The sequence below is a fragment of the Streptomyces bacillaris genome (assembly GCF_003268675.1).
GTDB classification, from domain to species: Bacteria; Actinomycetota; Actinomycetes; order Streptomycetales; family Streptomycetaceae; genus Streptomyces; species Streptomyces bacillaris.
The window spans coordinates 1,434,843-1,457,042 of the sequence record NZ_CP029378.1; the positions used below are offsets into that span (position 1 = coordinate 1,434,843).

The 22,200-nt window shown below is 72.2% G+C and carries 18 protein-coding genes and 1 pseudogene; 6 read left to right on the top strand and 13 right to left on the bottom strand.

Annotated elements, in window-relative coordinates:
* The first annotated feature begins 65 nt into the window (after nucleotides 1-65).
* From gmd to DJ476_RS05890, 4 genes are all read left to right on the top strand, one after another.
* The gene (gene gmd, locus DJ476_RS05875; RefSeq protein WP_103419534.1) at nucleotides 66-1,079 is read left to right on the top strand and encodes a GDP-mannose 4,6-dehydratase; all 1,014 of its coding nucleotides are present in this window, start codon (nucleotides 66-68) and stop codon (nucleotides 1,077-1,079) included.
* Nucleotides 1,080-1,483: 404 nt separating this feature from the next.
* The gene (locus DJ476_RS05880; RefSeq protein WP_103419535.1) at nucleotides 1,484-3,745 is read left to right on the top strand and encodes a LamG-like jellyroll fold domain-containing protein; all 2,262 of its coding nucleotides are present in this window, start codon (nucleotides 1,484-1,486) and stop codon (nucleotides 3,743-3,745) included.
* Between the two features lie 3 nt (nucleotides 3,746-3,748).
* The gene (locus DJ476_RS05885) at nucleotides 3,749-4,507 is read left to right on the top strand and encodes a hypothetical protein (protein WP_112490020.1); all 759 of its coding nucleotides are present in this window, start codon (nucleotides 3,749-3,751) and stop codon (nucleotides 4,505-4,507) included.
* Nucleotides 4,504-5,343 carry a glycosyltransferase family 2 protein gene (locus DJ476_RS05890; protein ID WP_103419537.1) on the top strand — a complete coding sequence of 280 codons (840 nt, stop codon included), beginning with the start codon at nucleotides 4,504-4,506 and terminating at the stop codon, nucleotides 5,341-5,343. Before DJ476_RS05885 ends, DJ476_RS05890 begins: the two co-directional genes overlap by 4 nt.
* Before the next feature lie 12 nt (nucleotides 5,344-5,355).
* On the opposite strand, the gene DJ476_RS05895 is transcribed toward DJ476_RS05890, so the two are convergent.
* A complete protein-coding gene (locus tag DJ476_RS05895) occupies nucleotides 5,356-6,519 on the bottom strand; it encodes a glycosyltransferase (RefSeq protein WP_112490021.1) in 1,164 nt (387 codons plus the stop codon).
* Between the two features lie 111 nt (nucleotides 6,520-6,630).
* On the opposite strand from DJ476_RS05895, the gene DJ476_RS05900 reads away from it, so the two are divergent.
* The gene (locus DJ476_RS05900) at nucleotides 6,631-8,172 is read left to right on the top strand and encodes a hypothetical protein (protein WP_103419539.1); all 1,542 of its coding nucleotides are present in this window, start codon (nucleotides 6,631-6,633) and stop codon (nucleotides 8,170-8,172) included.
* Here DJ476_RS05900 and DJ476_RS05905 read toward each other — a convergent pair.
* Genes DJ476_RS05905 through DJ476_RS05915 form a run of 3 tightly spaced genes read right to left on the bottom strand, consistent with a single transcriptional unit; the run spans nucleotide 8,141 to nucleotide 12,323 of the window.
* Entirely contained in the window at nucleotides 8,141-9,385 is a 1,245-nt protein-coding gene (locus DJ476_RS05905) for an MATE family efflux transporter (RefSeq protein WP_112490022.1), read from the bottom strand. The genes DJ476_RS05900 and DJ476_RS05905 overlap by 32 nt on opposite strands.
* The gene (locus DJ476_RS05910; protein ID WP_112490023.1) at nucleotides 9,382-11,067 is read right to left on the bottom strand and encodes a lipopolysaccharide biosynthesis protein; all 1,686 of its coding nucleotides are present in this window, start codon (nucleotides 11,065-11,067) and stop codon (nucleotides 9,382-9,384) included. The genes DJ476_RS05905 and DJ476_RS05910 overlap by 4 nt, the downstream gene beginning before the upstream one ends.
* Complete coding sequence (locus DJ476_RS05915) at nucleotides 11,064-12,323, bottom strand: glycosyltransferase (protein WP_112490024.1); 1,260 nt, start codon at nucleotides 12,321-12,323, stop codon at nucleotides 11,064-11,066. The genes DJ476_RS05910 and DJ476_RS05915 overlap by 4 nt, the downstream gene beginning before the upstream one ends.
* Nucleotides 12,324-12,472: 149 nt before the next feature.
* Between DJ476_RS05915 and DJ476_RS05920 the strand changes: the two genes are divergently transcribed.
* Nucleotides 12,473-12,922: an adenylyltransferase/cytidyltransferase family protein gene (locus DJ476_RS05920; protein WP_015612087.1), complete on the top strand. Its 450-nt coding sequence runs from the start codon at nucleotides 12,473-12,475 to the stop codon at nucleotides 12,920-12,922.
* Here the strand turns inward: DJ476_RS05920 and DJ476_RS05925 are convergent.
* From DJ476_RS05925 to DJ476_RS05965, 9 genes and pseudogenes are all read right to left on the bottom strand, one after another.
* Nucleotides 12,891-13,616: a CDP-alcohol phosphatidyltransferase family protein gene (locus DJ476_RS05925; protein WP_112490025.1), complete on the bottom strand. Its 726-nt coding sequence runs from the start codon at nucleotides 13,614-13,616 to the stop codon at nucleotides 12,891-12,893. The genes DJ476_RS05920 and DJ476_RS05925 overlap by 32 nt on opposite strands.
* Before the next feature lie 108 nt (nucleotides 13,617-13,724).
* A complete protein-coding gene (gene mnhG, locus DJ476_RS05930; protein ID WP_070202424.1) occupies nucleotides 13,725-14,084 on the bottom strand; it encodes a monovalent cation/H(+) antiporter subunit G in 360 nt (119 codons plus the stop codon).
* Nucleotides 14,081-14,416, bottom strand: a complete 336-nt coding sequence (locus DJ476_RS05935; protein WP_070202423.1) for a monovalent cation/H+ antiporter complex subunit F — start codon at nucleotides 14,414-14,416, stop codon at nucleotides 14,081-14,083. The genes mnhG and DJ476_RS05935 overlap by 4 nt, the downstream gene beginning before the upstream one ends.
* Nucleotides 14,413-15,039 (bottom strand): Na+/H+ antiporter subunit E, encoded by a 627-nt coding sequence (locus DJ476_RS05940; RefSeq protein WP_103419544.1) that lies wholly within the window; start codon nucleotides 15,037-15,039, stop codon nucleotides 14,413-14,415. The genes DJ476_RS05935 and DJ476_RS05940 overlap by 4 nt, the downstream gene beginning before the upstream one ends.
* The gene (locus tag DJ476_RS05945; protein WP_070202421.1) at nucleotides 15,036-16,682 is read right to left on the bottom strand and encodes a Na+/H+ antiporter subunit D; all 1,647 of its coding nucleotides are present in this window, start codon (nucleotides 16,680-16,682) and stop codon (nucleotides 15,036-15,038) included. The genes DJ476_RS05940 and DJ476_RS05945 overlap by 4 nt, the downstream gene beginning before the upstream one ends.
* On the bottom strand, nucleotides 16,679-17,299 hold the full coding sequence (locus tag DJ476_RS05950) for a Na(+)/H(+) antiporter subunit C (protein WP_112490026.1): 621 nt from the start codon (nucleotides 17,297-17,299) through the stop codon (nucleotides 16,679-16,681). Before DJ476_RS05950 ends, DJ476_RS05945 begins: the two co-directional genes overlap by 4 nt.
* Nucleotides 17,296-20,197: pseudogene (locus DJ476_RS05955) on the bottom strand (Na+/H+ antiporter subunit A). Before DJ476_RS05955 ends, DJ476_RS05950 begins: the two are co-directional and overlap by 4 nt.
* 339 nt (nucleotides 20,198-20,536) lie before the next feature.
* Nucleotides 20,537-20,938 carry a RidA family protein gene (locus DJ476_RS05960; RefSeq protein ID WP_103419546.1) on the bottom strand — a complete coding sequence of 134 codons (402 nt, stop codon included), beginning with the start codon at nucleotides 20,936-20,938 and terminating at the stop codon, nucleotides 20,537-20,539.
* A complete protein-coding gene (locus DJ476_RS05965) occupies nucleotides 20,935-22,128 on the bottom strand; it encodes an acyl-CoA dehydrogenase family protein (protein WP_103419547.1) in 1,194 nt (397 codons plus the stop codon). The genes DJ476_RS05960 and DJ476_RS05965 overlap by 4 nt, the downstream gene beginning before the upstream one ends.
* Nucleotides 22,129-22,200: the final 72 nt, after the last annotated feature.

A 22,200-nucleotide genomic window follows, 5' to 3' on the forward strand; every position in this document is an offset into this window, starting at 1 on the left:
CGCTCCAATTCCGATATGTCGGTGACTTGTTCGTCGCACAGGCGGACAGCAGAGAAGGGGGAAACGTGGCGAAGACCGCGCTCATCACGGGAGTGACCGGCCAGGACGGCTCGTACCTGGCGGAGTTGCTGCTCGACAAGGGGTACACGGTCCACGGCCTGATACGTCGCTCGTCGAGCTTCAACACCGAGCGGATCGACCACATCTACCAGGGCCCCGAGGAGCCGGAGCGCTCCTTCGTCCTGCACCACGCGGACCTCTCCGACGGGGTGGCGCTGGTGAACCTGCTGCGCGACATCCGGCCCGACGAGGTCTACAACCTGGGCGCCCAGTCCCATGTCCGGGTCTCCTTCGACGCCCCGCTCTACACGGGCGACGTCACCGGGCTCGGCACCATCCGGCTCCTTGAGGCGGTGCGGGCCAGCGGGATCGAGACCCGGATCTACCAGGCGTCGTCCTCCGAGATGTTCGGCGCCAGCCCGCCGCCGCAGAACGAGAAGACCCCGTTCCACCCGCGCAGCCCGTACAGCGTGGCGAAGGTCTACTCGTACTGGGCGACGGTCAACTACCGTGAGGCGTACGACATGTTCGCCGTCAACGGGATCCTCTTCAACCACGAGTCGCCGCGCCGCGGGGAGACCTTCGTGACCCGGAAGATCACCCGCGGGGTGGCCCGGATCAAGGCGGGGCTCCAGGACCGGCTGCACCTGGGCAACCTGGACGCAGTCCGGGACTGGGGGTACGCGCCGGAGTACGTGGACGCCATGTGGCGGATGCTCCAGTGCGACACCCCGGACGACTACGTGGTGGCGACCGGCGAGGGGGTCAGCGTCCGGCAGTTCCTGGAGTTCGCCTTCGAGCACGCGGGGCTCGACTGGACCGAGCACGTCCGGTACGACCCCAAGTACGAACGCCCCAGCGAGGTCGACGCGTTGATCGGTGACGCCTCCAAGGCCGAGGAGCTGCTGGGCTGGAAGCCCGAGGTGAAGTCGAAGGAGCTGGCCCGCATCATGGTCGACGCGGACATCCGCCTGCTCTCGGACCAGCTGACCGGCGCCGCCGTCCGGGTGGACAGGTGAGCGGGCCGGGACGCCGGGAGCGTGACCCCGCCCGGCCCCCGGCCACCCCGGCAGACCGGCGCGGCGGGCCCTTCACCGCCGTGACCGCACCGGCGGCCGGGGTCCCCGCTCCGGCAGCCGTTCCGACCGCCCCGGCCGGCTCCGCCGCTGCCCGGACCGGGTGCGCGGTCGCCCATGACTCCCGGCCGGCGCCCAGCGCGTCCGTGCCGGGGAGCACCACCGGCGCAACCGCCGTCCCCACCGGTCACCCGGTGGGGCTCACCGCGCCGGCGTGGGACGGGGCTCTTCGCCCCGTCCACCCACTCGCCCCGACCGGCGGCGGGACTCGACGTCCCCGCAGCCGGCCCGGGCGAGGCAGGATCGGCGGCCTCCCGGCCGCAGCTCGTTCTCACCTTCGGAGCTGAATGATGAACGGAAGTACGGGGCAAAGATTCGGGGGGCGCGGCCGTCTGCGGGCCGCTTCCGCCGCTCTCTGCCTGCTGACCGGAGCCCTGACCGCCACGGCGGCCGGGGGTTCCCCGGCAGCCGCACTGACCCCGCCGGTGGCCCTCACCGCGGACGACCAGTCCACCTGGCAGACCAACGGCATCGTCTGGGCGATGGCGGCCGGCAACGGTGTGGTCTACACGGGCGGCACCTTCTCCACCCTGCGGCCGCCGAAGGCCGCCCCCGGCACGAGTGAACAGCCCGCGGTGAACTTCGCCGCCTTCGACGCGGCGACCGGGGCGCCCACCGACTGCTCGCTGTCGTTCACCGTCTCCTCGGGGACCGCGACCGTACGTTCGCTGGCGCTCTCCCCCGACGGGGAAACCCTGTACGCGGGCGGCCAGTTCGGCGCGGTGAACGGGGTCGGGGTCAGCAACATCGCGGCGATCGACACCGCGACCTGCACCGTCCGCAACAACTTCAAGATCGCCGTCTCGGCCACCGTGCGGGCACTCGCCGTCACGTCCGACACGGTCTACCTGGGCGGAGACTTCAGCAGCGTCGGCGGCCAGAGCCGGACCCGGTTCGCGGCGGTCACCACCGCCAACGCCTCCCTGCTGCCGTTCACGGCCAACGCCGACGAGGTCGGCCGGGCGGTCGAGGTGACCCCCGACGGGCAGAACGTGCTGCTCGGCGGTGACTTCTTCCGGATCAACGGCACCAGCACCCACGCCCTGGCCGTGGTCGACGCCACCACCGGCCAGCTCACCAAGTCCTACCCGGGCTTCATCCACGACCGGTCCACCGTCATGGACATCACCACCGACGAGACCGGCTTCTACACCGCCAACGAGGGCACCGGCGGCGGGGTGTTCGACGGCCGGATCGCGCTCAACCTGAACAACTTCCAGCAGCGCTGGCGGGACACCTGCCTGGGCGCCACCCAGGCCGTGGCCGTCTACTCCGGTGTGCTCTACAGCGGCAGCCACGCCCACGACTGCTCCTCCATGGGCGCCTTCCCCGACCAGCCGCGCAAGCACCTGCTGGCCCAGTCGGTCGACGACCCGAAGCTGCTGCCGTGGTTCCCGGACACCAACGACGGCATCGGGGAGCCGGTCGGTCCCCGCGTCATGACCCAGACCGGCAAGGACGGCCGCCACTACCTGTGGGTCGGCGGCGAGTTCACCACCGTCAACGGGGCCCCGCAGCAGGGGCTGACCCGGTTCTGGGACGGTCCGGACACCGGGGCGCCCTGGGTGCCCAACGTCAGTCTCTCCACGCTCAACCCGGGCACCATCGAGGTGAACTGGCAGACCAGCTTCGACACCGACGACGGTGAGCTGACCTACCGGATCTACAAGGACGGGTCGAACACCCCCGTCCACACCACGACCGGGTACTCCGTCTTCTGGGACCGGCCGCAGCTGAGCTGGACCGACACCGACGTCGTACCGGGCCAGACCTACTCGTACCGGATCACCGCGAGCGACGGCACCAACACCAGCGCCAGGTCCCCGGCCCAGTCGGCCACCGTGGCGACCTCCACCCAGGCCTACCCCGCCCGGGTGAAGTCCGACGGAGCGATCCTCTACTGGCGCTTCGACGAGCCGAGCGCCACCTTCGCCCACGACAGCAGCGGCAACCTCAACAACGGCTTCCTGCGCAACGCCCCGGCCTACCGGCAGACCCCGGCGGCCATCACCGGCCCGTCCACCGCGATCGGGTTCAACGGCACCAACCAGTACGCCTACAGCAACCGGCAGCACACCGCGCCGGGCCGGTTCTCCATCGAGACCTGGATCAAGACCACGACCACCCGCGGCGGCAAGATCATCGGCTTCGGGAACCTGACCCAGCAGAACAGCACCCGCCACGACAAGCACATCTACATGCGCAACGACGGCCGGCTCGTCTTCGGCGTCCACAACGGCTCCGCCCAGACGGTCACCACCCCGGCCGCCTACAACGACGGCCAGTGGCACCATGTCGTCGCCACCCAGGGCCCCTTCGGCCAGGGCATGGCGCTGTACGTCGACGGGCAGCTGCGCGCGTCGAACATCCTGGTCTCCACCAACGAGAGCACCCCGGGGTACTGGCGGATCGGCGGGGACAACATCGGTAGCTGGCCGAACCGTCCGACGAGCAACTTCTTCGCCGGGCAGATCGACGAGACAGCCGTCTATCCGACCACGCTGACCTCTTCCCAGGTCAGTGCGCACTACGCTCTGAGGAACAGCTGACCCATGAGAAATCCGTTCCTGGCCGGTGCCGCCGTCGTCCTGACGGCGGTGGCGCTGGCCGCCTGCGGATCGTCCGCCGACGGGAACGGGCCGGAGGCCGCGGGCGCACAGCGCCCCGCGGCCTCCGGGCCCTCCGCCCCCGGCCCGTCCGCCACGACGTCCACCCCGCCCGAGACGACCGGCACCCCCGGCACGCCCACGGCGCCCGCCACCGAGGAGCCGGGGCCCGGCGGGCCGTCCGCTCCCGGCGCGGCCGCCCAGGGCCCGAAGACACCCCCCGGGGAGATCACCCCGGCCACCGGGACCTTCACCGAGAAGCAGAAGAAGTATCTGGAGGACCGGGTGCCCCAGGGCATGGACCCGGCCGCCGTGCTCCAGACCGGCCAGGAGACCTGCGACAAGCTGCGCTATCTGGTCAAGGCCGACCGGGACACCGCCGTGGGCGCCATCGCCACCGGCGAGATCAAGGGCGCCCCGGCCGCGGTGGCGGGGCTCTGCCCCCAGCACCAGGACCTGGTCGACGAGGCCGTGTACGCCTATCCGGACGGCACCCACACCGGCAAGGCGCTGCGCCCCGGCGTCTACCGCTCCGCCTCCCCCACCCTGAACTGCTCCTGGCAGATCGAGGGCGCGGACGGCAAGGAGCTGGCCTCCGGGACCTCCGACACGGGCGAGTCGCGGAAGATCACGATCCCGAAGTCCGCCCGTACGTTCACCTCCACAGGCTGCTACGCCTGGCTGCCCGAAGGAGTCAAGGGATGACCGCCGGCACGACGAAGCTGCCCATAGCCGTGGCGATCCCCACGAAGAACGAGGGCCTGAACATCGCCGAGGCGGTGAAGTCGGTGCTCGGCCACTTCGAGGCGGTCGTCGTGGTGGACTCCCACAGCACCGACGACACCGCGAAGATCGCCGAGGAGTGCGGGGCCGAGGTGGTCACGTACACCTGGGACGGGGGCCACCCCCGCAAGAAGCAGTGGTGCCTGGAGAACGTCCGCACCGACCTGGACTGGATCCTGCTGCTCGACGGCGACGAGCGGCTGAGCCCGGGGCTGCTGGCCGAGCTGCGGGAGACCTTCCGCGACCCGTCGGCGCCGAAGCCCGCCGCATACGACATCCCGCTCGGCTACTGGTTCTCCGGCAAGCGGCTGCGCCACGGATACACCATCCGCAAGCGGTCGTTGACCGACCGGACCCGCTGCCACTACCCGGAGGTCGGGGACCTGGACGCACCGGGGATCGGGGAGGTGGAGGGCCACTACCAGCCGGTGGCGGCGACCGTGGGCACGCTCACCCACCCCATCGAGCACCAGGACCTCGACCCGGTCACCGCCTGGTTCGAGCGCCACAACCGGTACTCGGACTGGGAGGCCTGGCTGGAGCACCACCCCCAGGTGAAGGAGCAGGTGCGCCAGGTCAAGTCACGCCAGGGGCAGTTGTTCCACAAGGCGCCGTTCAAGCCGGTGGTCTCGTTCGCCTACATGTATCTCTACAAGCGCGGCTTCCTGGACGGCCGCGCCGGGTTCGACTTCGCGCTGGCGATGAGCTTCTACCGCTGGCAGATCGCCCTCAAGTCCCGTGAGAAGCCCGTACGTTGACGGCTCCCCCGGTCACCCTCGCCTCCGGTGGACCACGTCCTCGTAGGTCCGCCGGAGGGTGGCGGTGACGGCCTCGATGGTGAACTGCTCGTTCACCAGCTCCCAGGCAGCCTTGCCCGCCTGCTCGGCGGCCTCCGGCTCCAGCAGCTCCAGAATGGCGTCGGCGACCTTGCGGGCGTTGGCCGCGTCCTCGCCGACCCTGCTGTCGATGACCCGGCCCGATCCCGCCGCCGCCACATCGGGGGCCTGGCCGCAGGTGCGGGTGATGACGACCGGGGTGCCGACCGACATCGCCTCCAGCACCGAGACCGGGAACGGCTCCTCGATCGCCGGGAGCACATACACATCGGCCTCGCGCCCGGCGGCCAGCACCTCGTCGTGCTCCAACGGGCCGACGTGGTCCAGGGATCCGGTCACGCCGAGCTTCCGGGCGAGGGCGAGGGTGCCGGCCAGCGCGCCGGTGTCCGGACCGGCCAGCACGAAGCGGGCGTCCGGGTGGCGGGCGAGGACGTGCGGCATCGCGGCGATGAAGTCCTCGGGCCGCTTGCGCTCCTGGATCCGGGCGAGGTAGAGGATGGTGGGCGGGCGGCCGGGCTCGCGGGCGGGCTTGCGCTCCTGCGGGCGGACGCCGTTGACCAGCCGTACGGTGCGGGTGAGCGGGACGGGGGCGGCGACGGCGTTCACATCGAGCCGCTCCATCTCGGTGAGGTGCAGCACGGCGTCGGCCTCGCGCAGCACCCTGCGGACCCCGAGGAGGTCGGTGAGCTGGGCGACCTTCTTCTCGGTGGGGTCGATCATGCCGTGGGTCTGGACGACCAGCGGCGTACGGGTCGCGAGGGCGAGGAGCGCCGCGGGCAGGGTCACCAGGTCCCGCATCAGATGGACGTGGACCAGGTCGGCGCCGCGCATCATGCGGCGGGCGGTGCGCAGCAGTCCGGCGGAGGTGATGCCGCTGACCTCGAACATCGGGAGCAGGTGGCGGGCCTGGAAGAGGTGGACCGGAACTCCCTCGACTTGGCTGGGTAGTTCGCCGCCGGGGAAACCGTCGCCGAGCGCCATGACACGGGCGTCGTCGCCGTGTGCCCGCTGGACCTTGGAGAGGTTGAACGCCACTCGGGTCGGACCGCCGAAGGCGTGGTCCGGGGTGTGGAGCGTGACGACGTGCAGGATTTTCACCAGAGTTCCCCTCAACTAAGGCCAAGTATTTACAGGGTAGTCATCGGCCCTCCCCAAGTGGGCTGATTCGTTAGAGTGTTCAGCGGTTCACTGATCTCTGGGGGGCGGCGCATGGCGTCGGTGCACACGTCGGCGCGGGGAGAGGCCGGGGGCGCGGTGGCGGGTCCGAAGGGGCCGGGGGCCCCGGGCGGCCCCCTGGAGCCGCCCGAGCGGCCGATCGCCTGGTCGATGCTGTCGCGGGCGCTCTCGGTGCCGCTCATCCTGGGGCTGGTCTGCTTCCTGCCCGCGGTCATCGCCGCCCAGCCCGGCAGCGGGGTCCGGGACACGGCGTACTGGCTCCAGCTGGTGCTGACCTGCTACGCGGGGGCCCGGCTGGCGACGATGATCCTCTCCACCCGGCGGCGGCTGCTCCAGGGCGTCTTCTGGATGTTCGTGTACATCGCGATGGGCGTGGCGCCGTTCGCCCAGGTGGTGATCGGGCAGACGCCGACGCCGATGGTGGGGCCGCGCCAGGACCTGGTGACCGCGATCGCGATGATCCTGGTGGGGTGTGCCGCCTACGACCTGGGGGCGTTGCTGGCCTCGCGCCGGCCGCTGCGGCGCCGTACGCCCTCCGCGCGGGGGTCGGGCGGCGGCCCCGCGGTGGCGCATCCGGTGCGGCTGCGGCTGCTGGTGGTGCTGGCGTTCGCGGCGAGCGCGTTCTACGTGCTGAAGCTGGGCGGGCCCGCGGTCTTCTTCACCAGCCGCCAGGAGATCAACGAGACCGTCGCGGCGAGCGGGGTGGTCACGGAGGGGTCCAATGTGGGCTCGGCCTTCATCAAGGGGTTCGGCCAGGTCCCGGCGCTGCTGGCGCTGCTCTTCTACACCCGCCGCCTGGCGACCTCCTACCGGGCCCGGCGCACCCCCTCGACGGTGCTGGTGTGGGTGGCGCTGGCGGGGCTGAACCTGGTGGTCAACAACCCCATCTCCAACGCCCGTTACTGGTTCCTGACGGTGTTGATGGCGTTCGTGTTCACCGCGATGCCGAGCAGCGCGGCGGTCTACCGCACCGTGCTGGCCACGGGGGTGGTGGGGGCGCTGGTGGTGTTCCCGTACGCGGACAAGTTCCGGTACGACGACGAGGGGCAGCGGCCCGCGCAGTCGGCCTCGGTCTTCGAGCCGCTGGTGACCAAGGACTACGACCAGATGGTGATGTTCGCCAACACCATCTCGTGGGTGGACACCCGGGGCCATACCTACGGCCGCCAACTGGCGGGCTCCGGGCTGTTCTTCGTGCCGCGCGCGGTGTGGAGCGGGAAGCCGGAGGACACCGGGGTGCGGGTCGGGCAGTGGATGGGGCTGCGGATGACCAACCTCTCGGCCCCGATATGGACGGAGTTCTGGGTCGACTTCGGCGCCACCGGCATGATCGGCGGGATGGCGCTGATCGGTTACGCGTCGGCCCGCACCGACCGCCGGTACGCCCTGGCCGTCACCCGGGCGGGGCCCGGCCCGGGGAGCGTGCTGGCCATCGCCGCGCCGCTGATCGCCGGGTACACCTTCATCCTGCTGCGCGGCCCGCTCCTCCAGGCGGCGGGGAAGCTGGCCATCGCGGCGCTCTGTCTGCTGGCGATAGCCACGTTCAGGGAGCAGCGGGCAGCGCGGCGGCGCTGACGTCCTCGCGCGGGGCCGGTGGGCGGCGGCGCAGCCGGGAGACCCTGATCCAGGTGACGACGGCCTTGCAGAGCGAGCCGAGGAAGAGCCCCCAGGCGGCTCCCTGGACGCCCCCGAGGACGTAACCGCCCGCGAGGAACGCCACGGCGGTGAGCGAGAAGACCACCTGGATGGCGAGGGTGGTGCGCGGGTCGAGCATCCGCAGGGCCAGCAGCCCGCAGGTGCCGACGGCCATCGCCGCGTACTGGCTGCCGGTCGCGGGCAGCAGGTCGGCCGCCACGGACCAGGTGTCGCCCAGGAGTTGGCGTCCGGTGCGGTCGGGCAGCAGGGCCAGCGCGGTGGCCCAGAGGGCGGCGGTGGCGGCGAGGACGGCGGCCAGGGCGGCGGTGGCCCGGACGCGGCGGCGCTCGTCGGTGATGCGGCCGAGCAGTGGGGGGCCGAAGGAGGTGGCGGAGGTGAAGAGCACGTTGAGCGGGCCGAAGAGGGTGGTGGCCCCGCGCAGGGCGCCGACCAGGAGCGGGTTGCCGACGGCGGAGAGGCCGAGGACGGAGAGCTGACTGGTGGCGTTGCCGACCCCGAACTCGACGGTGAACCGCTGCCCGAGGTGGCCGCGCCGGAGCAGCGGGCGCAGGGCCATGGGGGCCCCGGCGGTGGCGCGGTGGAGCAGGGCGGCGGAGAGCAGCAGCGCGGGCAGGGCGGAGAGGCCCCAGAGCGCGACCAGGCGGGCGGGAGAGGCCCCGTACACCTGGGTGCCGAGCGCGCCGAGGACGCAGGCCAGCCGCAACAGGTCCGAGAGCAGGGCGAGATGGGGCTGCTGGAGGGTGGAGAAGGCGTACCGTACGGCGTCCTGGCCGAGGACCACCGGCAGCACCAGGCCGAGCATCATCAGCGCCCGTGCGGTGTCCCCGGGGACGAGGAAGCAGACGGCGGCCAGCAGCGCGCCGAGCGAGGCGGCGGCGAGCAGGGTGAAGGCGACGGCCGAGCGGCAGGCGCCCTGGGTCTCCGTACCTCCGCCGCGCTTGAGGACGAGGGGCTGTCCGGTGTACGCGCCCGAGACGCCGAGCAGCACCGTGAAGACCAGGTAGACCGCGGAGAAGCGGGCGAAGTCGGCCAGGGTGGAGAGCCGGGCGGCGGCCACCAGCACCAGGATGTTGGTGAGCGCCGCCACGCCCTGGTCCGCCACCGAGCTGAGGACGGCCCAGCGGGCTCTCACCGCCGGACCGCCGGGAGGGTCAGCGAGCGCAGGCCGAGGGTCTCGGTGGGGTCCCCGGTGATCTCGGGGCCTTCCGGACCGCCGGTGGGGCCGGGTCCGTCGCCTCCGGTGCGGCGCCGGGCGGATGTGGAGCGGCGCACCGGCCGGAGCCGCCGTCGGCCCGGGTGGAGCAGGGCGCCGAGGACGGAGCCGCCGGAGGCGCCGATGATCTCGCGGATGCGCTCCAGGTCGCTGCGGTGCACCTCGCGCGGGTCGCAGACGATCATGACGCCCTCCACCCGGTCCACCAGGGCGACCGCGTCCGCGTAGGAGAGGACCGGCGGGGCGAGCACGATGACGACGCTGCCGGGCCGGTCGGCCTCCGCGACGATGCGGCCGACCGGGGTGGAGGTGAGGGCGCGCGGGACGTTGTCGACAATGGTGCCGGGGATCAGGGCGAAGGCGCCGGAGCCGGGGACGTCCACATTGGCGCGGCCGCCGGTGGGCCAGCTGCCGTCGCCCTCCTCGGCGGCCCAGCGCGGCGGGCGGACCTCGTGCGCGGCGGAGCCCAGGGCGCGGGCGAGGGAGGGCGTACGGAGGTCGGCCTCGACCAGGAGGACGTCCCGGCCCATCTCGGCGAAGGCGGCGGCCAGGTTGGCGGCGGCGGCCGCCGCCTCCTGGTTGTCGCCGCGCGGAGAGGTGACCAGGAGCCTGCGGCGCTCGGCGAACTCGGGGTCGTAGGCGAGCCGGAAGGCGACGGCGCGGTACTCCTCCGCGAGCCGGGAGCCGCCGCGGCCGATGGCCAGTACCGTCCCGGTGGCCGCGCGTTCGCGGGGCAGGGTGCCGAGCAGCGGGCCGCCGAGCGAGCGGACCAGCTCGCGGGTGGAGCGTACGGCGGGGTCGAAGACGAGCCGCACCCAGGAGAGCAGCAGCCCGAGCGCGAGGCCGACGACCCCGCCGAGCCCGAGCAGCAGGGGCAGACCGGGGCCGGTGGGCGACGTCGGGGCGACGGGCTTCTTGTTGAGGTAGCCGGGGGTGGTGTCCAGGGCCTTGAGTTCGGAGATCTTCCGGCTCAGCTCGGAGATGGAGACGATGATGTTGGCGCGGGCGCTGGTGACGTCGTTGTCCGCACCCGCTCCTATCTGCTTCTCCAGCAGGTCGCGCTTCTCCTCCAGCGGGCCGAGCTGGGCCCGGTAGCCGTCGGACATGTTCTTGATGCTGTCCTCGGTGCGCGCCTTGCGGTGGGTCAGATAGGCGCCTGCGAGGGCTTCGGCGCGGGCGCGGGCCTGCTCGGGGGTGGCGCCGGTGTAGGCGAAGCGGAGGGTGAGGGTGTTGGGCGGGTTGGTGACCTGGATCCCGGCGAGGAGGTCGCGGGCGGTGACGTCGTCGCCCGCCTTGAGGAGGGTGGCGGCGGCCAGGGTGCCGACGGTGTCGCTGACGGCGGTCTGGCGCTCGGAGCCGATGTTGATGCCCTTGTCGGCGCTGGCCCCGGCGGCGAAGGGGTCGGAGATGGCGGAGCGGACGAGCACTTCGCCGGTGGCGGTGTAGGTGTCCTCGCCGCTGAGGGCGAGAAAGCCGCCGCCGAACAGGCCGATGACGACTCCGGCCGCCAGCAGGGCGCGGTAGCGCAGGAGTTGGCGGAACTGGTCGCGCAGGAGTGCCGGTTCGTCCTGGTCGTCCGGGATTCGGTTGGCAGGGGTCATCGGCGGGCGCTCCCTCGTCCGTCCAGGGCCTCGGTCAGCAGGTCGTCGAAGCGGGCGAGCCCCGCCTCCCGGCTCAGCCGGCGCGCCACGTACGCCGGTCCCCCGGCCCCCAGCTCGCCCGCGGCGACGGGGTCGGCGGCCAGCTTCCGTACGGTCTCCAGCAGCGCGGCCGGGTCCTCGGGGGCGACGAGCACCCCGGCCCCGGAGCGGCGCACCTCGTCGGCGGTGCCGCCCTCGTCGGCGACGGAGGCGACGACCGGGCGGCCGGAGACGAAGTAGGAGGTGAGCTTGGAGGGGACGCTCATGTCGAGGACGGAGGCCCGCTGGGTGACCGCGAGGACATCGGCGGCGGCGAGGATGTCGGTGAACTCCCCTGCCCCCGCGGGCTCCAGGAAGTCGACGTTGGGCAGCCCCTCGGCCCGGGCACGCAGGGCGTCGCGCTGGTTGCCGTCGCCCATCAGGACGACCCGGAGGTCGGGAGCGAGGCGGGCGGTGTCCACCAGGACCTCCAGGCCCTGCTTGAGGCCCATGTTCCCGGAGTGGAGCAGGACGGGGGTGGCGGGGCCCCAGCCGAGCCGGGCGCGGGTGGCGGCCCGGTCGGCCGTGGGGCCTTGCACATGGGTCCAGTTGGGGACGGTACGGATGCGGCCGGGGTCGACGCCGAGGGCGGTGACGCGGGGGACGAAGCTCTCGTGGATGACGCCGACCAGGGTCGCGCGGCTCAGCGCGTACCGCTCGGCCGCCGCCGCGAGCGCCGCCGCCCGGTCCCCGCCCCGGATGCCGCTCTGCGCGGCGGCGGCGCCCATCAGGTCCTGGACGACGGGTATGTAGGGGACGCGGTGGCGGCGGGCGATACGGGCGCCGATGACCCCGCCGGCCAGGCTGGGCATCTGCGCCACCACCGCGTCCGGCCGTCCCGATGGTGGCGCGAGGAGCCCGGTGGCGAGGACGGATGCCTCGAACGCGGCGCGGCGCAGGGCGCTCTGACGGGACGGCACATAGTGGCGCCGCCGGTGGACCCCGACGCCGCCGCGCACCTCCACGGTCCGCCAGACGCTCCGGTACGCCTCGTCCAGCTGCCAGGACGGGTAGTGCGGCAACCCGGTGAGCGCCCGCACCCTGGCGCCCGACTGCGCCCAGTGCTCGGCGAGTTGAGTGGCGTACGGGCCGATGCCCGTGACCTCGGGTGCGTAGTTCGTCGAGACCACCAGAAGGCGGCGGCCCTCAAACGGCCTGTGCCGTTCGCCATCGGACATCGGTCGGTCCTTCCCCCACAACAGCCGCCGCCCCCTGCACGGGAGCGGCTCCCGTCGAGCTTATCCGTTCACGGCCTGCACAAGTGTTCTTCACAGTAAGGTCGTTGGAACATCACCGGATCATGTCGACCGTGGGGGGAGAGATACGGATGGTGCAGCACAGGGTGGGGTACGCACCAGGGGTGTACGACCTGTTCCACGTGGGTCACCTCAACATCCTGCGGCACGCCCGCAGTCAGTGCGACTACCTGGTCGCCGGGGTCGTCTCGGACGAGATGGCCGCCCTCGCCAAGGGCCACACGCCCGTGATCCCGTTGCGCGAGCGGCTGGAGATCGTCCGCAGTGTGCGGTTCGTCGACGCGGCGTTCGTGGAGACCGTGCCGGACAAGGTCGAGACCTGGCAGCAGGTCCGGTTCGACGTGATCTTCAAGGGCGACGACTGGCGGGGCACGGAGAAGGGGAAGAAGCTGGAGCGCGACTTCGCCGAGGTCGGCGTGGAGGTCGTCTACTTCCCGTACACCGTGCACACGTCCAGCACCCAGCTGCGCCGGGCGCTGGACGTGCTCGTCAGCCGGGACGGAGCGCTCTCAGCTCCCTGAACCACTTGGCGAGGAAGGCCGCCAGGAAGAGCGTGTGGACCACCGCGAGCGCGGCGTACCCGGCCAGGAAGACTCCGGGTGCGCCGAGCAGCAGGAAGACCAGGCAGAACACCCCGTAGTCGGCGGGCAGCAGGGCGACGGCCCGCGCCCGGGAGACCGGGGCGGCGGGAGCCGTCGTCGCCTGCCCGGCCGCCGCCTTGCCGAGGTGTTCGCGCAGCAGCCCCGCGCAGAAGGTCACCACGGCGGCCAGCTGGAAGCCCAGCGGCAGCAACAGCCAGCCGTCCGAGGGCAGTTCGCCGAAGCGGTAGAAGGAGATCAGCACGGCGGCGTGGACGAGCAGCAGCTTGCCGCAGTCCACCACATGGTCCAGCCACTCCCCCGCGGGCCCGCCGCGACCGGTGAGCCGGGCCAGCTGGCCGTCGGCCGAGTCGAAGGCGAAGCCGATGACGAGGCCCGCCCAGACCACCAGGCCCAGCGTCCAGGACGGCTCGACGAGCGCCACCGCCGCGATCGCGGAGTAGGTGAACAGGCCACTGATCAGAGTGACCTGATTGGGCGTCAATCCGGTCCGGTAGGCGCCCGCGGCGAGCACCCGCCCGGCCGGGCGGTTCACGTACCGCGAGTAGAGCGAGACGCCCTTGGCGCTCTTCTGTGCGCCGCGCAGTTCGCGCAGCACTGTGCCCGTGCTTCCCATACGCCCCCCAGCGTCCGGCATTGCCCGCATCATGGCATGCGGACACCGGGGGCGTGGGGTGATCTCCGGAGCCGGAACAGTTCCGTGATCACCTCGCGACGGGGCGGGCTACTTCTTGCTGCCGTTGGTGAGCTGCTCGTCCAGGTCGTCGAAGAGCAGCTCCTCGTGCTGGACCTGTCCGGTGCGGTACGCGGAGCGGGCGACCAGGTGCGAGGCGACCGGACCGGTGAGCATCTGGAAGAAGCCGATGAGCGCGAGGGTGGCGAGGTCCATGCCGGTGCGCAGCCGCAGGGCGACCCCCGCCAGCACGAGGATCATGCCGAGGGTCTGGGGCTTGGTCGCGGCATGGCTGCGGGAGAGCACGTCGGGCAGCCGGAGCATGCCGATCACCCCGAGCAGGCAGATCGCCGCGCCGAGGAGGACGAGCACGGCCCCGGCCGTGTCGAGGATCTGGAGCCAGGCGTTCACTGCGGGCCCTTCTGGGTCTCGTCGGTGTCGGGAGCCGGGGCCGTGACGGTGGGCCTGTCCCGTACGGCGATGAAGCGGGCGATGCCCACGGAGCCGGTGAATCCGAGGAAGGCCAGCACCATCATGATGGGGAAGTAGAACGCGTCCCGCGCGAAGGCGGACTTGGCGCCGAGACCGGCGATGATCAGGGCGGCGATCACATCCAGCGAGATCGCCCGGTCCAGCATGGAGGGGCCCCGCCAGATCCGGACCAGCAGCAGGAGGCCCGCCACCAGCACCAGGACGACGGCGGCCGTCAGCAGGATGCGGTCGATCTGTTCGAAAACGCTCACGGTTCGAGCCTCCCGGCCTCGGGCTGCGGCGATGGGGGCGGTTCGGCGACGCGGGCGATCTCGTCGGGGGTGCCGAAGGCCCGTACGGTCAGCTCCTCCAGCCGCCAGACCTGGCGCCGGGCGGCGTCCAGCTCCTCGGGCAGATCGGCGTCCAGGACGTGCAGGAAGACGGTGGCGGTGGCCCGGCGCACCTCGATGACGGAGCCGCCCGGCACATTGGAGACGGCCACGGCGACGGCGGCGAGCATCAGGTCGCTGCGGCAGCGCAGGGGCACGCCGATGACGGCGGCCCGGTGCGGCAGCCCGACGAAGATCTGCCGGGTGACCTTCACCCCCGAGGTGTACATGTCGTAGAGCAGATAGCCGGCGAGCCGGATGATGCCCCAGGGGTGGAGCCGGAGCCCCAGGTCGACCGGGGGCAGCGGGAAGGCCAGGCAGACGGCGGACGCGACGATCACGCCGGTGATGATGTTGGCCAGGTTGAAGGTGGACCAGAGCAGCACCCAGATGAGGGTGAGCCAGGCGATCAGCGGCAGGTCCAGGACCCGGCCGCGGCGGCCGATCTTGCAGCTCATCGGCGGCAGGTCGGCGTCGCGGTACGAGAACCGCAGGAAACGGCTCACCGGCCCAGCACCTCCTCGATGTAGGGCGTGCGTTCGAGCAGTTCGACGGCCGAGCGGTCGGTGAAGGCCGTGAGCGGACCGGCCAGGACCGTGAAGGACAGGGCCAGCACGATGGTCGCGGCGGTGGCCGCCGTCATCGGCCAGGGCAGCCGGCTGGTGGTGGTGACCGCCTTCTCGCGCAGCTTCGCCGCGACGGGCCCGCCGGACGGGACCGGGGTCACGCCCTCGTCACCGGTGCCGGGGAGGCCGTCGGGGCCCTCGTCGACGTCGTCGTCGCTGTCGTCGCCGGACTCCAGGACCGTGCCCGTCTCGGCCTGGCCGGGCGGGGCCGCCCGCCAGAAGGCCAGGTTCCAGACCTTGGCGACGACGTACAGCGTCAGCAGGCTGGTGACCACCGATCCCGCCACTAGGGTCCAGGCCCAGGTGGAGCCGTCCGCGACACCCGCGCGCATCAGTCCGAGCTTGCCGATGAAGCCGGAGAGCGGTGGGATGCCCGCGAGGTTCATGGCGGGGACGAAGAAGAGGAGCGCGAGCACCGGCGCGGCCTTGGCCAGCCCGCCGAGCCGGGTCAGCTCCGTGGTGCCGCCCCGGCGCTCGATGAGCCCCGCGACGAGGAAAAGGGTGGTCTGCACGGTGATGTGGTGGACCACGTAGACGATGGCTCCGCCGTACGCCTCCCGGGTGGCGAGGCCGATCCCGAAGACCATGAAGCCGATGTGGCTGATCAGGGTGAAGGAGAGCAGCCGCTTCAGGTCGGTCTGGGCGACCGCGCCGAGGATGCCGATGATCATCGAGGCCAGGGCGACGGCCATCAGGAGGTCACCGATCCGGTTGCCAGGGAAGAGCAGAGCCTCGGTCCGCATCATGCAGTAGACGCCGACCTTGGTGAGCAGTCCGGCGAAGACGGCGGTGACGGGCGCGGGCGCCGTCGGGTAGGAGTCGGGGAGCCAGGCGGCGAGCGGGAAGACCGCCGCCTTGATGGCGAAGACGGTGATCAGCATCGCCTGGATCAGGGTCTGCACCCCGATGGACAGCTCGGGCAGCCCCTCGGCGAGCTGGGCGAAGTTGACGGTGCCCAGGGCCGCGTACGTCATCGCGATGGCGATGAGGAAGAGCATCGACGAGAACAGCGAGATGATCACGTACGTGGAACCGGCCCGCATACGGGGTCCGGTGCCGCCGAGGGTGAGCAGCACGAAGCTGGCCACCAGCATGATCTCGAAGCTGACGAAGAGGTTGACGAGGTCGCCCGCGAGGAAGGTGCAGGAGACCCCGGCGACCAGGATGAGATAGGCCGGGTGGAAGACGGCGAGCGGAGTCTCCCGGTCCCGGTCGGTCATGCCCTGGCCGAGGGAGTAGATCAGCACGCAGAGCGTGACGGCCGAGGAGACCGTGAGCATCAGCCCGGAGAGCCGGTCGGCGACCAGGGTGATGCCGAGCGGCGGGGCGAAGTCCCCGAGGTGGACGGAGAGCGGGCCCTGCCGGTCGGCGGCGATCATCAGGATGATCGACAGCGCCAGTACGGCGGTGAGCACGGCAACGCTGATGAAGCGCTGGAAGCGCTGCATCCGGGTGCCGAAGGTGAGGCTGAGTCCGGTGGCGCAGAGCGGCAGGAGCACCGGCAGCGGGACGAGCGCGTTCATCCGGCGGCTCCTCTTTCGTCTCTCGGGTAGCGGTCGTCGGCCTTGGCGTCGCCGTCGCGTTCGTAGTCATCGGGGTCGGCGCCGATGACGTCGTGCCAGAGGTCGCCGGACGCGTCGCGGCCGCGGGCCTGGCGGGCGCGGTCGGCGCGGAGCCGGTCGCGGAGTCTGCGGCGCTCCTCCCGGTAGCGCTCGCGCTCGTCCGCGGTGGGTTCGGCGCCCGAGCGGAACTCCTCGCGGAGCTGGGCGCGCTCGCCGAGCACTTCGGCGCGGAGCACGATGCGCCGGTCCTCCAGGTCGTCGTGCACCTCGTCGGTGCCGGTGATCTGGTGGCTGCGGTAGGCCATGGCGAGCAGGAACGCGGTGGTGCCGAGGGTGATCACAATCGCGGTGAGCGCGATGGCCTGCGGCAGCGGGTCGGTGACCAGGTCCAGGTCGACCCCGTAGAGCAACGGAGCGGCACCCGCCCTGCCCGCCGACGCGATGATCAGCAGGTTGACCCCGTTGCTCAGGATCACGGCGCCGAGCAGGATGCGGGTCAGCGGCCGGGTGAGCATCAGGATGCCGCCCACCGCGCAGAGCACCACGGCGGTGGCGAGGAGTGAGGCACTGACGGTCATCGGGGGTCCCCTCCCGCCGCGGGGCCGCCCGGGGCGTTGAGCGCGCCCGCGGCCCGTTCGATCTGCCGGTCGATCTTGGCGCCGAGGGCCCGGACGATGTCCAGGACGACGCCGAGGACCAGCAGGTAGACGCCGAAGTCGAAGAGGACCGGCGTACTCATGTGGAAATCGCCGAAGATCGGCAGGTGTCCGTGGTAGGTGAAGGCGTGCAGCACCGTGCCGTCGATCAGACCGAGCAGGCCGACGCCGGTGGAGATGAAGAGGCCGAGTCCGGTGAAGAGTCCGGGTTGCAGGGGCGCGGCCTGGGCCAGTTCGAAGCGGCCCCCCGCGAGATAGCGGGTGATGAGCGCGACCCCGGCGACCAGTCCGGCGACGAAGCCGCCGCCGGGCATGTTCTCGGCGCAGAACAGCAGGTAGACCGAGAGGATCAGGATCGGGTGGAAGAGCAGCCGCGCCACCACTTCGAAGACGATCGAGCGGTGCTCGGGGGCGAGGGTGGAGCCGGCCGCCAGCCAACTGCGCTCGGGCGCCACGTCGTCGCCCTGCGGCAGCCGGATGGTGTGCTGGGCGGCGAGCGACCAGGCGGTGCGCCCCTTCAGCTCCTCCGGCGGCATCGGGCCGTCGCTGCGGCGGTGCAGGTAGATGAGGCTGGTGACGCCGATCGCGGCGGCGGCCAGCACGGCGGACTCGCCCATGGTGTCCCAGGCGCGCAGGTCCACCAGGATCGTGGCGACCACGTCCTTGTACCCGTGGTCCGCGACCTCCTTGACCATGGCGGCACCGGCGGGGTCCGCGGTACGGGCGGCGGCGGCCACCCAGACGGCGACGCCGACGGTGGCGGCCGCGACGAGGGCCACCGGGATGCGGACCGCGCGCCGCCAGGGCGAGACGGTCTCCTCGAAGTGGACCGGCATCCGGCGCAGCACCAGGACGAAGACGATCATCGCCACGGTCTCGACGCAGAACTGGGTGAGCGCCAGGTCCGGCGCGCCCTGGACGACGAAGAGCAGGGCGGTGCCGTAACCGATCAGGCCGCTGAGGACGACCGCCTTCATGCGGCGCCGTACGGTCAGGCAGAGCAGAGCCGCGATGCAGGTGAGCACGGCCACACCGCCCTGGAGCCAGTTGTCCCAGAGCCGGGGGCGGGGGCGTCCTGCCACGGGGTGTCGGTGATGAGGACGGCGAGCTGGCCGCCGACCATCACCAGCAGCGTGGTCGCCAGGTAGACCGAGAGGGAACCACGCTGGATGAAGCCGGTGACCTGGAGGGCGAGCCGTTCCTGACCGAGCAGCAGATGGCCGAAGACGCTGTCGGCGGTGGGCCAGGCGACGCGGCGGGAGAGCTTGGTGACGGTGTTCCGGGCGAGGAAGAGGCCCGTACCGGCGGCCCAGGCGACGGCGGACAGGAGCAGCGCGAGGCCGAACCCGTGCCAGAGGGCCAGGTGGTAGGGGTCCTCGGCGGCCGGATAGGTGTCGGCGTACGCGGAGAGCAGCCGGTCGGTCAGGCCGACGGCGGGGCCGAGGACCAGGCCGAGGACGGCGAGCAGGGCGGGCGGGGCGAGGAAGGCCCAGCCGACGCGGTGCACGGGGGTGTCGGGAACGCCGGGCTTGCGGGCGAAGGCGCCCCAGACGAAGCGCAGGGTGTACGCGGTGGTCAGCGCCGAGCCCACGACGACGACGGCCAGCGCCCACCGGTCGGCGGTGGAGCCGTGCAGCAGCGCCTCGAACGCGGCTTCCTTGGCGGCGAAGCCGAGGAGTGGCGGCAGGGCGGCCATGGAGGCGGCGGCGAGGACGGCGACCCCGGCGACGTACGGCAGGGAGCGGCCGACGCCGGAGAGTCTGCGCAGGTCGCGGGTGCCGGTGGCGTGGTCGACGATGCCGGTGACGAGGAAGAGCGGCGCTTTGAAGAGGGCGTGGCCGAGGATCATCGCGACGGCGGCGAGGGCGGCGTTCCGGTTGCCGGTGCCGGCGAGCAGGGTGAGGAAGCCGAGCTGGCTGACGGTGCCGTAGGCCAGGACCAGCTTGAGGTCGTTGAGGCGCAGGGCGCGCCAGCCGCCGAGCAGCATGGTGGCCCCGCCGAGCACCAGGACGACGGGCTTCCACACGGGTACGTCGGCGAAGGCCGGGGAGAGCCGGGCGACCAGGTAGACACCGGCCTTCACCATCGCGGCGGCGTGCAGATAGGCGCTGACCGGGGTGGGGGCGGCCATGGCGTTCGGCAGCCACATGGAGAACGGCCAGATCGCGGACTTCGACAGGGCACCGCTCAGGATCAGGACGAGGGCGACGGAGATCGCGAGGGTGGTCTCCGGCGGGTCGGCCACGATCGCGGAGATCCGGTACGTCCCGGCGGCGTGACCGACGATCAGGAAGCCGACCAGCATGGCGAGGCCGCCGAGCGTGGTGACCGTCAGGGCCTGGAGGGCGGAGCGGCGGCTGTGCCGGTGTTCGCTGCCGTGGCCGATCAGCAGATAGGAGAAGACCGTGGTCAGCTCCCAGAACACATAGAGCGTGATCAGGTCGTCGGCGAGGACCAGGGCGACCATCGCGCCCGCGAAGGCCAGCAGGTTCCCGGCGAACCGGGCCAGTTGGGGCGTGTCGTCGCGGAAGTAGGAGGCGCAGTAGACCAGGACGAGCGCGCCGACCCCGGTGGCCAGCAGGACCATCAGCTCGGAGAGCGCGTCCAGGCGGAGGTCGAGCCCGACCCGGTAGTCCGGGATCCACTGCCAGGACCAGGTGACCGCGTCACCGGAGGCGGTGGTGTTCCACTGCGTCAGCGCCCAGCCCGCGGCGGCCGCCGGGGCAGGGCGAGCACGACGAAGGCGCGCCGGCCGAACCGGTGCACCAGGGGGCCCGCACAGGCCGCCAGCGCGAAATGGAAGAGGATGAGCGCGATCACGGGGCGGTGTCCGGGTCAGGCGGCGAGACGGCCGAGATGGGGACAACCGGGATAGGGGGCACCAAATACAGATATATCGCCCCAGCGGATTCACCGGACCGGCACGCCGCGCGCGCTCCGGCCCGCCTGGGCCGGGGGCGGTTGTGACGTTTCGTCAGCAGAGGGTGCAGGAGCCGCAGTGACTGGTGCTGGGGGTGTTCCATGTGGTGCCGCACCCGGCAAGCCTAACGCGACCTTCTTGACGGTTTCTTTACGGGGTCGTTGTTTCGGTATTTCCTCCCGGAGTCCGGACCGTGACCAGGCCCCGGCACGCATGGCCGGGGCCGGGCGGCGCCCGTCTCAGGGCAGTACGGCGACCCCGTCGATCTCGACCATCGCCTGTTCGTCCCAGAGCCGGGCCACCCCGATGACCGCCATCGCCGGGTAGTCGCGCCCCGCGAGCCTGCGCCAGATCCGGCCCAGTTCGGGGGCATGGGAGCGGTAGTCGGCCACATCGGTGGCGTACACGGTGACGCGGGCCAGGTCGGCGGGGGCACCGCCCGCAGCGTGCAGGGCGGTGAGCAGATTGGTGAGCGCGGTGGCGAACTGGTCGGGCAGGGTGGCGCCGACGACCTTGCCGTCCGTGTCGAGGGCGGTCTGCCCGGCCAGGAAGACCAGATGGCCCCCGGTGGCGACGACGGCGTGCGAGAAGCCGGTGGGCGGGGAGAGTTCGGCCGGGTTGATCCGGTGGGACGGGCTCATACGGTCGGCTCCTGGGTACGGGGGTCGGCTGCGGGCTCCTGGACGGGTGTCTGCCGCGCCTCGGCCTGCCGGGCGGCCGCCGTCGCGTACAGCTCCTTGGCGATGATGGCGCGCTGCACCTCGCTGGCGCCCTCGTAGATCCGGGGCGCGCGGACCTCGCGGTAGAGGTGTTCGAGCAGATGGCCGCGGCGCAGGGCCCGGGCGCCGTGCAGCTGGACGGCGGTGTCGACGACGTACTGCGCGGTCTCGGTGGCGTACAGCTTGGCCATCGCGGCGCGGCGCGGCACCCCGCTCTCCCCCGCGTCGTACGCCGCTGCCGCCGCGAACACCAGGAGGCGGGCGGCCTCCGTACGGGTGGCCATCTCGGCCACCTGGTGGGAGACGGCCTGGAGGTCGCTGAGGGGGCCGCCGAACGCGGTGCGGCGGGCCGTGTGGGCGACGGTGGCGTCCAGGGCGGCGCGGGCCATCCCGACGGCGAAGGCGCCGACGCTGGGGCGGAAGAGGTTGAGGGTGTCCATCGCGACCCGGAAGCCCCGGTCGGGCTCACCGAGGATGTCGTCGGCGGTGACCGGTACGCCGTCGAACTCCAGGGTGCCGATGGGGTGCGGGGAGAGCATGTCGAGGCGGTGGCCGGTGAGTCCGGGGCGGTCGGCGGGGACCAGGAAGGCGGTGATCCCGCGCGATCCTGCCCCGGGGGTGGTGCGGGCGAAGACGGTGGCGAAGTCGGCCTCGGGGGCGTTGGAGATCCAGCACTTCTCGCCGGTGAGCCGCCAGCCGCCGGGGGTGGGCTCGGCGGCCAGGGAGAGGGCCCCGGCGTCCGAGCCCGCGCCCGGCTCGCTCAGGGCGAAGGCGGCGACGGTCCGGCCCGCCCGGACACCGGGGAGCCAGCGCTCGCGCTGGGCGGGGGTGCCGGCCCGGACGACGGGGGTGGTGCCGAGCCCCTGGAGGGCGAGCGCGGTCTCGGCCTCGGTGCATCCCCGGGCCAGGGACTCCCGCAGCAGGCACAGCTCCAGCGCGCCGGAGCCGAACATCCGGTCCAGCAGGCCCAGCTCCCCGAGGGCGGCCAGCAGCGGGCGGTTGACGCGTCCGGGCTCCCCCTTCTCCGCCAGCGGACGGAGCCTCTCCTCGGCGAGGGTGCGCAGCTCCTCGCACCAGGCGGTCTGTTCCGGTTCGAGGGAGAATGCCGTCATGGCGGCGCCTCTCTTGTCGCTTCTCTGGTCATTTCGCGTCTGCGTGTTGGCGCGTCCCAGTCTTGCCGCGGA